At 72.0% G+C, this 13,890-nt stretch carries 11 protein-coding genes; 5 read left to right on the plus strand and 6 right to left on the minus strand.

All coding sequences use genetic code 11. From position 1 onward, the window contains the following. Positions 1–44: 44 nt before the first annotated feature. Both ACGF7U_RS19190 and ACGF7U_RS19195 read right to left on the minus strand, forming a co-directional pair. Positions 45–1,571, minus strand: coding sequence for a flotillin family protein (locus tag ACGF7U_RS19190; RefSeq protein ID WP_393108334.1), 1,527 nt, complete (start codon positions 1,569–1,571; stop codon positions 45–47). Between the two features lie 29 nt (positions 1,572–1,600). Then, on the minus strand, positions 1,601–2,122 hold the full coding sequence (locus tag ACGF7U_RS19195; protein WP_393108336.1) for a hypothetical protein: 522 nt from the start codon (positions 2,120–2,122) through the stop codon (positions 1,601–1,603). 178 nt (positions 2,123–2,300) lie between these two features. On the opposite strand from ACGF7U_RS19195, the gene ACGF7U_RS19200 reads away from it, so the two are divergent. Continuing rightward, entirely contained in the window at positions 2,301–2,705 is a 405-nt protein-coding gene (locus tag ACGF7U_RS19200) for a hypothetical protein (protein ID WP_393108338.1), read from the plus strand. Positions 2,706–2,776: 71 nt separating this feature from the next. Here ACGF7U_RS19200 and ACGF7U_RS19205 read toward each other — a convergent pair whose 3' ends face one another. Beyond that, positions 2,777–3,676 carry an SdrD B-like domain-containing protein gene (locus ACGF7U_RS19205; protein ID WP_393108340.1) on the minus strand — a complete coding sequence of 300 codons (900 nt, stop codon included), beginning with the start codon at positions 3,674–3,676 and terminating at the stop codon, positions 2,777–2,779. Positions 3,677–3,851: 175 nt separating this feature from the next. On the opposite strand from ACGF7U_RS19205, the gene ACGF7U_RS19210 reads away from it, so the two are divergent. After that, entirely contained in the window at positions 3,852–4,331 is a 480-nt protein-coding gene (locus tag ACGF7U_RS19210) for a methylated-DNA--[protein]-cysteine S-methyltransferase (RefSeq protein WP_393108342.1), read from the plus strand. Positions 4,332–4,421: 90 nt separating this feature from the next. Here ACGF7U_RS19210 and ACGF7U_RS19215 read toward each other — a convergent pair whose 3' ends face one another. Beyond that, a complete protein-coding gene (locus ACGF7U_RS19215; RefSeq protein WP_393108344.1) occupies positions 4,422–5,501 on the minus strand; it encodes an inositol-3-phosphate synthase in 1,080 nt (359 codons plus the stop codon). A 23-nt stretch (positions 5,502–5,524) separates the two neighbouring features. After that, positions 5,525–6,163, minus strand: a complete 639-nt coding sequence (locus ACGF7U_RS19220; protein ID WP_393108346.1) for a PadR family transcriptional regulator — start codon at positions 6,161–6,163, stop codon at positions 5,525–5,527. 174 nt (positions 6,164–6,337) lie between these two features. Between ACGF7U_RS19220 and ACGF7U_RS19225 the strand changes: the two genes are divergently transcribed. The 3 genes from ACGF7U_RS19225 (at position 6,338) to ACGF7U_RS19235 (ending at position 11,517) form a co-directional block, all read left to right on the plus strand. Next, complete coding sequence (locus tag ACGF7U_RS19225) at positions 6,338–6,805, plus strand: DUF5318 domain-containing protein (protein WP_393108348.1); 468 nt, start codon at positions 6,338–6,340, stop codon at positions 6,803–6,805. Between the two features lie 196 nt (positions 6,806–7,001). Next, complete coding sequence (locus ACGF7U_RS19230) at positions 7,002–9,890, plus strand: transglycosylase domain-containing protein (protein WP_393108350.1); 2,889 nt, start codon at positions 7,002–7,004, stop codon at positions 9,888–9,890. A 121-nt stretch (positions 9,891–10,011) separates the two neighbouring features. Then, positions 10,012–11,517, plus strand: coding sequence for a glycosyltransferase family 87 protein (locus tag ACGF7U_RS19235; protein WP_393108352.1), 1,506 nt, complete (start codon positions 10,012–10,014; stop codon positions 11,515–11,517). A gap of 103 nt (positions 11,518–11,620) precedes the next feature. Here the strand turns inward: ACGF7U_RS19235 and ACGF7U_RS19240 are convergent, their stop codons facing one another. Beyond that, the gene (locus tag ACGF7U_RS19240) at positions 11,621–13,750 is read right to left on the minus strand and encodes a hypothetical protein (protein ID WP_393108354.1); all 2,130 of its coding nucleotides are present in this window, start codon (positions 13,748–13,750) and stop codon (positions 11,621–11,623) included. Positions 13,751–13,890: the final 140 nt, after the last annotated feature.

Consider the following 13,890-nt stretch of genomic DNA (forward strand, 5'->3'; position numbering starts at 1 on the left):
GCCCCCGACCGGGGACGGCGCCCTGTTGCTCCGCTGCCGTGGCGTCAGCGGGTCTCGACGGTCTCGACCGCGGTGCCCGCCACCGGCGGCCTGCCGTTGTCGGAGGAGGCCGATGCCGAGCCGAGCTTCGCGAGCAGCCCCGCCAGGTCGATCCCGGTCAGGTCGCTGCCGAGCTGGAGCCCCTGGGCCACGTTGCCCGCCACCGACTTCGTCAGCGACGAGGCACCGTCGGTGGAGATGACGGTCATCTTGTCGATCGCGCCGATCGGGGCGCTGGCCGCCTCGACCACCTGCGGCAGCACCTTGACCAGCAGGTCTAGCACCGCCGCCTCGCCGTACGCCGCGAACGCCTCGGCCTTGCGGGCCATCGCGTCGGCCTCGGCCTGGCCCTTGGCCAGGATGGCCGCGGCCTCGGCCGCACCCTCCCGCTCGACCGCCTCGGCGATGGCGGAGCGGCGGCGCTGCTCGGCCTCGCCCTCCTTGGCGCCCTCGATCGCGTTCGCCTCGGCCAGCGCGGCCCGGCGGGCCCGCTCGCCCTCACCGGTGAGCCGGGCCTGCTCGGCGGCGGCCTGGGCGGCGGCGATGACGGCCTGGCGCTGCGCGTCGGCGTTCAGCACGGCCGCGTTGCGCGCCGCCTCGGCCTCCTGCTCCACCTTGTACCGGGCCGCGTCGGCCGGCTTGCGCACCTCGGTGTCGAGTTGGCGCTGCTTGAGCTCGGCGTTGCGCTCGGCCACCTTCTGCTGCTCGGAGAGGATCGCCTGGTCCCGCTCGGCCTGGGCGAGCGGCCCGGCCGCCGCGGACTTGGCCTTGGCCGCGTCGATCTCGGCCTGGATGGCGGCCTGCTTGAGCGACAGGTTCCGGTTGGCCTCGGCGATGGCCTCCTCGGCGAGCAGCCGCTCCTGCTCGGCCTGCTGGCGGGCGCGCGCCTCGGCGATGGCCGCGTCCTTGAGCACGCGGGCCGCCTCCGGCCGGCCCAGGTCCTGCAGGTAGGAGCCCTCGGCCAGGATGTCCTGGAGCTGGAAGGTGTCCAGCACGAGGCCCTGGTTGGTCATGGAGTGCTCGGCCTCCTCGGCGACCGCGCTGGCGAACGCCGCCCGGTCCCGGATGACCTCCTCCACGGTGAGCCGCCCGACGATCGAGCGCAGCGCGCCGGCGAGCACCTCCCGGGTGAAGTTGTCGATCTCGTCCTGCTGGTGCAGGAAGCGCTGGGCGGCGGCCCGGATCGCGTCCTCGGTGCCGCCGACCTTGACGATCGCGACGCCGTGCAGGTCGGCCCGGATGCCCTGCTTGCTGACCGCGCCGCGGATGCCGACGTCGATCCGGCGGCTGGACAGGTCGAGCGACTGGAGCTTCTGCACCACCGGCAGGACGAAGACCGAGGCGCCGAGCACGACCTTCTGCCCGGACATGTCGGTCGACCGGCCGCCGTCAGCGGTCTGCGTGGTGCGGCCCTTGCGGCCGGTGACGATGAACGCCTCGTTCGGCCCGGCGACCTTGATCCGGGAGAGCACGAAGAACACGAGCACGAGGACGAGGAGGACCGCGCCGCCGATGGCGATGAGAAGGAACATACGACCGTCCCGATCTGCTGTGAGGGGGTTCAGTAGGTTTCGACGTGCACGCTGGTCTCGCTGAGCGCCTCGACCACGAAGATCTGGGCGCCGACCGGGATCGGCCGGTCGGCGCGGGCGTTGAGCTTGACCGGCTGGCCGGCCACCCGGACCCGGACCTCGCCGTATCCGTCGGCGGGCACCGGGGTGACGACCAGGCCGAGCGCGCCGACCAGATGTTGTCGGGTGGGGGTGGGGTCGGTGCGCATGTCGCGGGCCGCCCGGCTCAGCCGGGACGCCGCCCACGCGGTGGGCACGGCCGCGACGACGCCGCCGGCCAACGCCGCCGCGATCATCGCGGGGGTACGCCCGCCGAGCAGCTCGTTGACGATCGCGGCGCCGAAGCCGAGCGCCCCGGCGAACCCGGCGACCGCCTCCACCGACACGGGACCGTCGAAGTCCGGGCCGCCGAAGTGGAGCAGCTCGGTGCCGAGCAGGGCGAGCGCCAGCACCGCGACGCCCGCCCCACCGATGATGAGAAAGATCAGTGTCCCCGTGGCCACGAACCGCACGGTATCGATGCGGCGCAACGTGCCCCGGCACGCGCAGGCGGCGCGGTCCGATCCTGGTCCGGGGCAACCGGCAGCTCGGAGCTCGACCGGTGTCCGGCGAATTCGACACGGCCAATCTAGCTGTTGACAAGATTGGGCCCGCTGGGCCAATCTTGACATCGACAAGACGGAGGTGCCCATGTCCTCGGCCACCCTGACCACCGCCGGCATCCTGCTGATCACCGTCGTGACGGTGGCGTACGGCGGACTGACCCTGCTCATGCACCTGACCCGGCGCAAGGCCGGCTACCTCGACAACCCCGTCCGTCGGGGCCTGTGGACAGCCGGCCACGCACACGCCGGGGTGCTGGTCCTCTTCGCGCTGGCCGTGCTGCCCTACGTCGACCAGGCCGACGCGTCCGACGGCACCCGCATGCTCATCCGGACCCTGCTCGTGGCCGCGCCGATCCTGATGCCGCTCGGCTTCTTCCTCTCGGTGGTCCGCCCGCAGGACACCAAGCCCAACAAGCTGATCTGGCTGACCGTCGCGGGCGGCGCCAGCCTCAGCGCCGGCGCCCTGCTGCTCGGCTTCACCCTGCTCTGAGCCCCCGAGCGGAGCCGGCTCGGGACCGGAGCCGCGCCGCCCGCCCACGATCCGGGCGGGCGGCGACCGACTCAGCTACGAGTGACCAGTCCCGTGTCGACCACGTACTCGCCGCCATGCCCGGCGAAGAACTCGGCGCTCGAAGTGAGCAGGTACGGGTCGGACTGGTAGGTGGTGACCATGTCCGAGTCGGTGGCGTCGTCACCCACGTCGGAGGCGGTGCGGCCGTACGTGCTGGCGGCCTCGACCCAGACCCGGTAGAGCAGTTCGGTACGGGTGGTGAGCGACCACGTGCCGTCGGGGCTGACGAGGGCGATGCCGCCGCCGGTGGTCTGGCCCTGCCGGGCCCCGACCCGGACGCTGAGCACGCCGTCCGGCCCGGCACCGATGCCCGGCTCACCCTCGTCGCGCTGCCCGTCCCGGTCCAGGTCGTGCCAGACGACGCCCCGGACGACGCAGGTCCCGGAGATCGCCACGGTGACCGTGCTGGTGTTGTTGGTGGTGTCGGACTCCTGGCGCTGCGGCGCGATCGTCGCGGTGATCGGCACCCGGGAGCCGGGCTGGGCGCCGGCCACCACGAACGGCAGCGAGAGCCGCTGGGCCCGTCCGGCGGCGGGCAGGGCCGGGTAGGCGCAGGTGTAGCTCGCCTCGCCCGCCACCGCGCAGTTCCATCCGTCGGTGGTCATGAGCGCCGTCGTGCGCAGCCCCGCCGGCACCGACACAGTGATGCTGAGCGGGTCGGAATCACCGGTGCCGCCGTTGCGGACGTCGATCTGCGCGTGGAAGGTCTCGCCCTCCGCCGGGTTGAAGTGGTCGGTCATCAGCAGGTCGACGAACAGGTCGGGCTGGGTGCGTCCGGCCGCCACCGCGTCGGCCGGAGCGAGTGCCACCGCGGCCCCGAGCAGGGCGAGGGCGGCCGTCGAGGTGGCGAAGATGCGTCGGATCGAGCGGGACAGGGGATGAGATCGCATGGCGTCCTCACGTCGCAGGATCGGCCCTCCCGGATGGTGAGGACCAGAGCGGAGATCAACTCCATCAATCTGGCGTCGTCGATGCTTGCGGCGTTACGCGGTTGCCGGAACCCCCATCGCCGTCACGGCGTCGTCCGGCCGTCGACAGTGTCGGGCCGCCGGGGACAATGGGTGGATGCGCTGGACCGTGCTCGACTCCCCGATCGGTGAATTCTCCGTCGCCACCGACGGGGCGAACGTGCGCCGGACCCACTTCGGTCGGGTCGAGGGGGCGGTCGAGGAGCCGGGCGACGAGGTGGCCCGGCAGGCGGTGGCGGAGCTGCGGGCATACTTCGCTGGCGAGCTGACCGAGTTCGCGGTGCCGCTGGCGGTGCCGGGCGGTTCGGACTTCGAGCGCGGCGTCTGGCGGGAGATGACCCGCATTCCGTACGGGGAGACGCTCACCTACGGCGAGGTGGCCCGGCGGCTCGGCGATCCGGGCGCCGCCCGCGCGGTCGGGGTGGCCTGCAACCGCAACCCGATCCCGGTGCTCGTGCCCTGCCATCGGATCGTGGGGGCGGGTGCCAAGCTGGTCGGCTTCGGCGGCGGGCTGGAGCGCAAGGTGAACCTGCTGGAGTTGGAGGCCGGGGTCGCCCTGCGGCGCGCGTGGTCCTGACGCCACGGGCACCGCTCGCCAGGAGCACGCGGACGCGGCGAGGGCCGGGTCCGCCAGGACCCGGCCCTCGGGGTGCTGGTGGTCAGCGCGTCAGCGCTCGACCTCGCCGGCGATGAACGCCTCGACGGCGGCGTGCGCGTCGTGGTCGGCGTACTGCACCGGGGGGGACTTCATGAAGTAGGACGAGGCCGACAGGATCGGGCCGCCGATCTTCCGGTCCAGCGCGATCTTCGCGGCGCGGACGGCGTCGATGATGACGCCGGCCGAGTTCGGCGAGTCCCACACCTCGAGCTTGAGCTCGGCGTTCAGCGGGGTGTCGCCGAACGAACGGCCCTCCAGGCGGATGTACGCCCACTTGCGGTCGTCCAGCCACGGCACGTGGTCCGACGGGCCGATGTGCACGTCGCTCTTGCTCATCTCGTGCGGGATCTGGGACGTCACCGACTGGGTCTTCGAGATCTTCTTCGAGACCAGCCGGTTGCGCTCCAGCATGTTCATGAAGTCCATGTTGCCGCCGAAGTTGAGCTGGTACGTGCGCAGCAGCTCGACACCGCGGTCCTCGAAGAGCTTCGCCAGCGCGCGGTGCACGATCGTGGCGCCGACCTGGCTCTTGATGTCGTCACCGACGATCGGCAGGCCCGCGTCCTCGAACTTCTTCGCCCACTCCGGGTCGGAGGCGATGAAGACCGGCAGGGCGTTCACGAACGCGCAGCCGGCGTCGATCGCGGCCTGGGCGTAGAACTTGTCGGCCTGCTCGGAGCCGACCGGCAGGTAGGAGACGACGACGTCGACCTGCGCGTCGCGCAGTGCCTGCGCCACGTCGACCGGCGTGGCGTCGGACTCCTCGATGATCTCGCGGTAGTACTGGCCCAGGCCGTCGAAGGTCGGGCCGCGCTGCACGGTGACGCCGGTCGGCGGCACGTCGCAGAGCTTGATGGTGTTGTTCTCGCTGGCGACGATCGCCTCGGCGAGGTCCATGCCCACCTTCTTGGCGTCCACGTCGAACGCCGCGACGAACTGCACGTCCGAGACGTGGTAGTCGCCGAAGGTGACGTGCATGAGACCCGGGACGCGGTCGTTCGGGTCGGCGTTCCGGTAGTACTCCACGCCCTGCACGAGGGACGAGGCGCAGTTACCCACACCGACGATGGCGACGCGGACGGAGCCCATAGCGTCTGCCTCCTTCTTCTTCATCACGGCCGCTCTTTCCTGGACTCTCCAGGCGGAGGCGGGCTGTTGTCTTCTCGTCGGCCGCCGGCCGTCCCGGTAGCCGGGACCGTCGGGGCACGGCCGGAGCGCTCGTTGGCGATGAGCTCCTCCAGCCAGCGGACCTCGCGCTCACAGGCCTCCAGGCCGTGGCGCTGCAGTTCCAGCGTGTACGCGTCGAGGCGCTCGGCCGCCCGGCCGAGCACGTCGCGAAGCCCTTCGCGACGTTCCTCGATCTTTCGCCGGCGACCCTCGAGGATGCGGAGTCGGGTCGCCTGGTCGGTGCGGGCGAAGAACGCGAAGTGCACCCCGAAGCCCGTGTCGTCGTACGTCTCGGGCCCGGTCTGTGCGATGAGCTGGGCGAAGCGTTCCTTGCCCTCCGCGGTGATTTTGTAGACCACCCGACCTCGTCGGCTGGTCAGCGCGGGAACCTCCTCGGCGGTGGCGGGTGTCTCGGCGGCCTCGGTGATCCATCCCGCCGCCTGCAGCCGGCGCAGGGTCGGGTAGAGCGAGCCGTAGCTGATCGCCGCCCTGATCGCGCCGAGCTTGGCGGTCAACTCCTTGCGCAGCTCGTAGCCGTGCATCGGAGACTCCTGCAGGAGGCCGAGGATGGCGAGCTCGAGCACGGGCCATCCTCTCTGTACCCTCTACGCGGAGCGGTAACCGCCGCGATGTATCGGACCGATACATCGCACGCTAGCGGATCACCGTGATCAGGGCAAACCCCCGTTCCGAGGTCTCGTCGTCACGCATCGTCACCGTGGTCGCCCCGTCCGGCGAGACCGCGTACCCTTCTCCGCATGCGTACGCAGCGCCAGGTGGTCGACTACTCGCTCCGGAAGCGAGCGGTGCTGCGTGAGCTCCTCGCCGGCCGGGTCGGCACGTACGACGTCTGCGACGCGTCGCCGTACCTGAAGAACGCCGCTCGCTTCCACGGAGAGCCCACCGACGAGCGGTGCCCGATCTGCCGCAGCGAGAACCTGACGCGCGTCCACTACATTTACGGCGACGAACTCAAGCAGTCGGCCGGCCAGGCCCGGACGCTGGCCGAGTTGCCCGTGCTGGCGATGACGCTGCGTGAGTTCCAGGTCTTCGTCGTGGAGGTGTGCCTCGGCTGTGACTGGAACCATCTCGTCGAGCAGTACCTGCTCGGCCGGGACGGGCTGGCCGGGGACCCGGAGGGCGGGCCGGAGCAGGACGCGGTGGGCGGCGCGGCCGCCCCGGGCACCGGCGCGGCCGGTCGACGGAGGCGAGAGGCGCAACGGTGATCCTGGCTCGATCGGCCAACCCCGGCCGGAACGCGCACGCCTGGGGTGACCGACCGCTCGTTGGTCTGATTGGCCCGATTGATTCGCACATGACACCGGTCGGTCGGCACGCGCGTGCCGCTACTGTCGGGTGTCCCATCTCACGGCAACCGGTGGCGGCGCAGCCGCGCCCCACCGCGACGGCAGGGTGTGAGGAATGAACTCGTACGGCGATCCCAGTTCCCCGCGCGGGCGGGCCCAGATCCCGGGCCAGCACGGCGACTCCGGCGGTGACGCCCGCGGGGGCGGCTGGTCGGCTGCACAGGAGGGTACGGCACCGCCCGGCCGCGCCTCGGTCGCGCCCCGGGCCGCCGGTGGACGTGCCTCCGTCGGCGGCTCGGCGTCCGTGCCGCCGCGCGGCGGTTCGGCCGCCGGCTCGGCTTCGGTCGGTTCCGCCTCGGTGGGTTCGGCCTCCGTCGGCCGCGCCGGCCCCGGCCGGGCCTCCGTCCCGGTCTCCCCGGCGCCGGGTGCGGGCCGGGCGGGCGCGGGTCGCGCGTCGGTACCGGTCTCCCCGGCGGCCGGCGGACCGGCCGGGCGCGCCACGGTGGGCGCGGCGGTCGGCGCCGCCTCGGCCGGGCGGGCCAGCGTCGGGTCGGCGTCCGTCGGCGGCGTCGCCGGTCGGGCGTCGGCGCGGGCGAGCGTCTCCCCGGTCTCGGGTGGCCCCGGCGGGCCCGGCGGGCCGACCGGTCCCGGCCGTGGCGGCCGCGGCGCGGGCGACCCGGCCCGGGCGAAGAAGCGCAAGCGGGTGAACATGCTGATCGCCGCCTTCGCGGTCTTCATCATGCTCGCCGGCCTCGGCGTGGTCGGCTTCACCTACTACTCGACCAACGTCGTGCTCCCCGAGGACACCACACCGCCGCAGGCGACCACCCTCTACGCCTTCGACAACAAGACGGTCATCGCCAAGCTCGGCACGCAGAACCGGACCCTGGTCACCATCGACCAGATCCCGCAGCACGTGCAGGACGCGGTGGCGGCGGCCGAGGACCGGAACTTCTACAACCACTCCGGCGTCGACTACAAGGGCATCGCCCGCGCCGCGTGGAACAACCTCACCGGGGGCGACAAGCAGGGTGCCTCGACGATCACCCAGCAGTACGCGCGCAACGCCTACGACAACCTGAAGGACGACACGTACGCCCGGAAGGTGAAGGAGGCGATCCTCGCCTCCAAGCTGAACGACCAGAAGAGCAAGCCCGAGATCATGCAGCACTACCTGAACATCATCTACTTCGGGCGGGGCGCGCACGGCATCGAGGCGGCGGCGCAGACGTACTTCGGGAAGTCGGCGAGCAAGCTGACCGTCGCCGAGGGCGCGGTCCTCGCCGCGCTGATCAAGCAGCCGGAGGCCGGCGACGGACACAAGGGCTACGACCCGGCGGTCAACCTGACCGACGCCAAGTCCCGCTGGCAGTACGTGATCGACGGCATGGTCGCCGAGGGCTGGTTGAACGCCCCGGGCAAGCCGGCCGCGCCCACCCCGGCCGACTATCCGACCAGGACGCTGAAGAGCCCGAAGAACACCGGCGCCGGCATCGACTACGGCATCGACACGCCGTACGGCAACGTCATCAACTACGTCAAGCAGGAGATGCGGGACCAGGGCCTCTGCGTCGACGACGAGTCCAAGGTCACCGAGAAGGCGAAGCTCTGCTCGCAGGCGCTGATGTCCGGCGGCTACCGCATCCGCACCACGATCGACACGAAGGTCCAGCAGGCGGCGGTCGAGACGGCCCAGCGCAAGACCAAGGGATCCGAGCTCAACGGCCAGCCGAAGAACCTGATGGCGGCCGTGGTGGCGATCAACCCAGACAACGGCCGGGTGGTCGCCTACTACGGCGGCGACAACGGCACCGGCACCGACTACGCCGGCAAGAACACCGACTCCAACGGGAACGTCACAGGCGGTCACTCGCCCGGCTCGAGCTTCAAGATCTACACGCTGGCGGCGGCGCTCCGGGCCCAGAAGGCCCTGGAGTCGCGCTGGAAGGGTAAGGCGTTCACCCCGGAGGGCACCGAGTTCAAGGTCAGCAACGCGGGCGACGACAACCCCGACTGCGGTGACTCCTGCACCCTGAAGGTCTCCACGCTCAAGTCGCTGAACGTCCCCTTCTACCACGTCACCCAGGAGATCGGCCCGGACAAGGTCATCAAGACGGCCGCGGACGCCGGCGTCACCACCATGTGGCGGACGGACACCAGCCCGCCCAAGGCGTACGACCTCACCAAGACCGACCCGAAGAAGATCGCGCCGAGCCCGTTCTTCCACGTGGTCGGCTACGGCCAGTACCCGATCACCGTCCTCGACCACGCCAACGGCGTCGCCACCTTCGCCAACGAGGGCGTCTACAACAAGGCGCACTTCCTCTACTCCGTCGAACAGCGGGACCCGGACACCGGGAAGTGGAAGAAGGTCGGCGGGGAGAAGCTCACCCCGAAGCAGCGCATCGAGAAGGACGTCGTCGCCGACGTCACCTCGGTGCTGGAGCAGTACCCGGCGCAGGTCAACCACCGGCTGGAGGACGGCCGCAAGGCGGCGTCCAAGACCGGCACCTGGGAGCAGAAGCCGGACAGTCCGGAGAACGGCGACGCCTGGATGATCGGCTACACGCCGCAGCTTGCCACCGCGGTCTGGGTCGGCAACGTGCAGAACCGACTGCCGCTCAAGCTCAAGGACGGCCGCAGGGTCAGCGGCTCCAACCTCCCGGGCGACATCTGGGAGCGGTTCATGGAGGAGGCGCACAAGACCAGCAAGGAGTACCGGGAGCACAGGGACTTCCCGCCCGCGGCGAACATCGGCGACCCGAACTCCGGCAACGGCGAGGCCCCGCCCGCGCCGCCGTCCCCCCCGGGGGGCCAGCCGGACTGCGGGCCGCTGGGCCTGCGCTGCCCGCCGGGGGGCAACAACGGCGGCAACAATGGCGGGAACAATGGCGGGAACAACGGCGGCACGGGTACCCCGACCGGGCCCGGCGACGGTCCAGGGCCGGATGGGACCGGCGGCGGGCTGTTCCCGAGCCTGACGCCCCGGCCCGACGACGACTGAGTCACGAACACCGCCGCCGGCGGCCGGACGACCTGTCCGGCCGCCGGCGGCGTTTCCGCGTACCGACGTGTCGTCTTCGGAGGGGGACGCGGAGGCCGGTCGTACGGCAGGATGCACCTTCATGAGCACGCAGCCGACGCGAGGCATCGACGACGCCGGTGCCGCCGACCACCCGTCCCGGTCCGACGGCTTCGTCCGGGGCGTCTCCGGCGTCATCGGCGGCCCGCTGGGCGACCATGCCGTCGCGCTCGACCGGCCCGCCGGACGGGAGAACCGGTTCTGGACGGCGGCCCGGATCGTGCTGGCCCTGGTCTGCCTGACCCTGGCCCTGCACTGGGTGCAGAAGTCGCCCTGCCAGGACGGCGCCTGGCAGAACAACGTCCAGTACACCCGGTTCTGCTATACCGACGTGCTGGCGCTCTACTACGCGGAGCGGCTCAACGAGGGCGCGGTCCCCTACCGGGACCACCCCGTCGAGTACCCGGTGCTCACCGGCTACTTCATGGGCGCGCTCGGCCTGCCGGTGCACGCCCTCGGCCAGAACGACCCGGGGCTCAACCAGGGCATGTGGTTCTACAACCTGAACGCCCTGGTGCTCGGCGCGCTGGCGGTCGCCACGGTCGCGGTGATCCTCGCCCTGCGCCGCCGACGACCCTGGGACGCCGCCCTCTTCGCGCTCGCCCCCGCGCTGATGCTCACCGCCACGGTCAACTGGGACCTGCTCGCCATCGGCCTCGCCGCGTTCGGCCTGTTCGCCTGGGCCCGCAGCCGGCCGCTGGCGGCCGGCGTCCTGCTCGGCCTCGCCGGGGCGGCCAAGATGTGGCCGCTGTTCGTCCTCGGCCCGATCCTGGTGCTGGCGCTGCGCGCCGGGCGGCTGCGCGCGGCCCTCACCGCCTTCGGCGCTGCTCTCGTGTCCCTGGTCGCCGTTAACCTGCCGGTCGCCGTCCCCTATCGGGAGAACTGGGACCGCTTCTTCGAGCTGAACTCGACCCGGCCGATCGACTGGGGCACCCTCTGGTACATCGGGCGCTACCTGGACGGGAAGGTCGGCAGCGCCAATCCCGCCGACCTCGGGCCCTTCGAGTGGCTGAACGTCAACATCCCGACGCTGAACACCCTGTCGTACGCCCTCTTCGGGCTGGCCTGCCTCGGGGTGGCCGCGCTGGGCCTGCTGGCGCCGCGCCGCCCCCGGCTGGCCCAGCTCGCGTTCCTGGTGGTCGCCGCGTTCCTGATCTTCAGCAAGGTGTGGTCGCAGCAGTTCGTGCTCTGGCTGCTGCCGCTGGTGGTGCTCGCCCGCCCGAAGTGGGGCGCCTTCCTGGCCTGGCAGATCGCGGAGGTCTGCTACTTCGCGGCCTTCTACGGGGAACTGCTCGGCGCGGCGACCAGCAAGCCGGTCTTCCCGGAGGGGGTCTTCGTGCTGGCGTCGACGCTGCGCCTGGCCACCGTCGTGGTGCTCTGCGTGCTGGTCGTGCGGGAGATCCTGCGGCCGGAACTCGACCCGGTGCGGGCCACGTACGTCGACGACCCGGACGGCGGCCCGCTCGACGGCGCGCCGGACGCGCCCTGGCTCGACCGGTGGCGACGCAGGCCCCCGGTGCCCGTCGAGGCGAGCCCCGCCACCGCGTAGACGCGCAGCTCGTGAGACGGCCTGGTGCCGTCAGGCATGGGGGAGCCCAGCCGGCGTCAGGCTTGTTTCCTGCGCCGACCGGGCTCCCCCGTGCCGAGGCGGGTCAGAGCCGGTAGACCACCACCTGGCCCATCTCCTCGCGGGTGATGCCGAGGCCGTCGACCGGCGCGTCGACCGTGACCTCCCACGGCGTGCCGGCGATCTGGTCGCGCATCAGCAGCACGTTGCGGACGCCGAGGACCCGTAGGTAGTCGACGCTGGTCTGGTCGGGGAAGGAGAGCGAAACCCGGCGTACCTCGTCGAGCTGGCGGGGCGTGAAACCGCTCCCCCCGTTGACGATGTCCTGGAACTTGGTCGTGGACCAGAGCATCACCGGCTGGTCGAGGTTCTGGCTGCTCGGCAGCACCAGCAGTGGGCCGGCCACGGTCCGCATCGCCGCCGGCTGCGTCGGCACGACCGGGTGCGGCGTGGTGTTCAGGCCCTCGGCGATCACCAGCACCAGCGGCAGCAGGGTGGCCAGCCGCAGCCACGGGCTCGGCCAGGAGGGGATCCGCTCGGCCGAGATCTCCCGCACCCGGGCCGCGAACGCGCTGACCGCGCCCGCCGCGAGCAGCCCGAGCAGGAGCGTCGTCCAGAGCATCAGCCGGCCGGGGGTGCGCAGGCCGTTCCATCCGGGCAGGTGTTCGAAGAGCGGCACGTAGGTGAAGGTGCCGTCGAAGAACCGGGTGCCCATGGCGAGCACCATGGTCACCACCACCCCGGCGAGCAGCAGCAGCCGGTGGCGCAGCTTCCAGACGGAGAAGAAGAGCCCGCCGGCGGCGAGGGCGTAGAGCACGAACCCGGGCAGCAGGGTCATCTCCGGGTGCCACGGCAGCGCCGCCCGCGCCCCCTCGTGCAACTCGCCCCAGACGCGCGACTCGCCGGGCGCGGTGAAGAAGCCGCTCGCCGGTGGGGAGAAGATGGCGATGTCGCCGATCGTCCGCTCCGCCTGCGGGTGCAGCTCCGCCACCTTGAAGTAGGGGATGGCCAGCAGCGCGCCGACGCCGGCGAAGATCAGCCCGCCGACCAGGTCCGCCATCAGCAGCCGGCGACCGAACGGGCGCTTCACCGGCCGGATCACCCAGCGCCGCAGGAACCAGGTGACGGCCGCCACCAGCACGGCCCCGCCGAGGAAGTACGCGAACGGCAGCCCGATGCCGAAGCCGAGGCTGAGCTGCCAGGCCGCGACCAGCCAGCCGGCGTAGACCCAGCCGTCGTGCCGGCGCTCCGGCTGGTAGCCGTGTCGCAGCGAGTATCCGTGCCCGCGAGCCAGCATGGCCAGTGCCAGCGGGATGCCGCCGTTGGAGATCACGTGCAGGTGCCCGGCCTGGGCGAGCAGCCAGGGGGCGTAGGCGTAGCTCGCCCCGGCGACCGCGCCGCCGATCCGGCCCGCGCCGAGCTGGCGGGCCAGCGCGTACGCCCCGAGCGTGGCGAGCGCGTGCGCCAGCACGAACATGATGTTGTAGCGCAGGACGGCGGCCTCGGGGCCGGTGCCGATCATGCCCGCCGGGGCGTACCCGAGCAGGGTGTCGGAGAAGGCGAAGCTCCAGCTCTCCGGGAAGAAGGCGTTCGACTGCCACAGCTGCGCCGGGTTGGTCAGCAGGATGTGCCCCGACCAGGCCATCTGCCACGCCTGCAGGGTGGGGTCCCAGTAGTCCTGGGGGAGGGTGTGCAGCGGGTAGCGCAGGGTGGGCCAGGTCAGCAGCACGGCCAGCGCCAGCGAGCCGAGCGTCGCGAGCGTCCACTCGTGGATCAGCAGGCGACCGACCGCCCGGGCGGCGCGTCGCGGCCGGCTCGGTACGGTCTCCGGCGCGGGCGCGAAGGCCGCCCAGCGGTCCGGCTTCCCCGACTCCCCGCCGTCGCCGTCCTTGCCCTTGCCGGCCTTGTCCTTGCCGTCGGCTTCCTTGTCCGTGCCGGCCTTGTCCTTGCCGTCGGCTTCCCTGCCCTCGTTGTTCTTACCGTGGGCCTGCTTACCGTGGGCCTGCTTACCGTGGGCCTGCTTACCGTGGGTCTGCTTGCCGTCGCCGCCCTTGCCGTCGCCGCCCTTGCCGTCGCCGCCCTTGCCGTCGCCGCCCTTGCCGTCGCCGGCCTCGCCTGCCGCTGCCTTGTCCGGCCCGGTCCCGGTCCTGGCCTCGTCCGACCGGACCTTCCCGTCCTGGTCGGTCTGGTCGGTGGCCTGGCCGGCCTTGGTCATGCCGGTACCACCGGCCGCGTCGGATGCGCCTTCGGCGGGGGTGGCCGTGCTGCCGGCCGCGTCGGACGGGTGCCCGGAGGGCGTGGCCGGGCCGGTCGGGTGCCCGGAGGCATCGGGGGATGGGTCGGCCGTGGGTCGGG

It is taken from the genome of Micromonospora sp. NPDC047670 (assembly GCF_043204915.1).
Lineage (GTDB): Bacteria > Actinomycetota > Actinomycetes > Mycobacteriales > Micromonosporaceae > Micromonospora.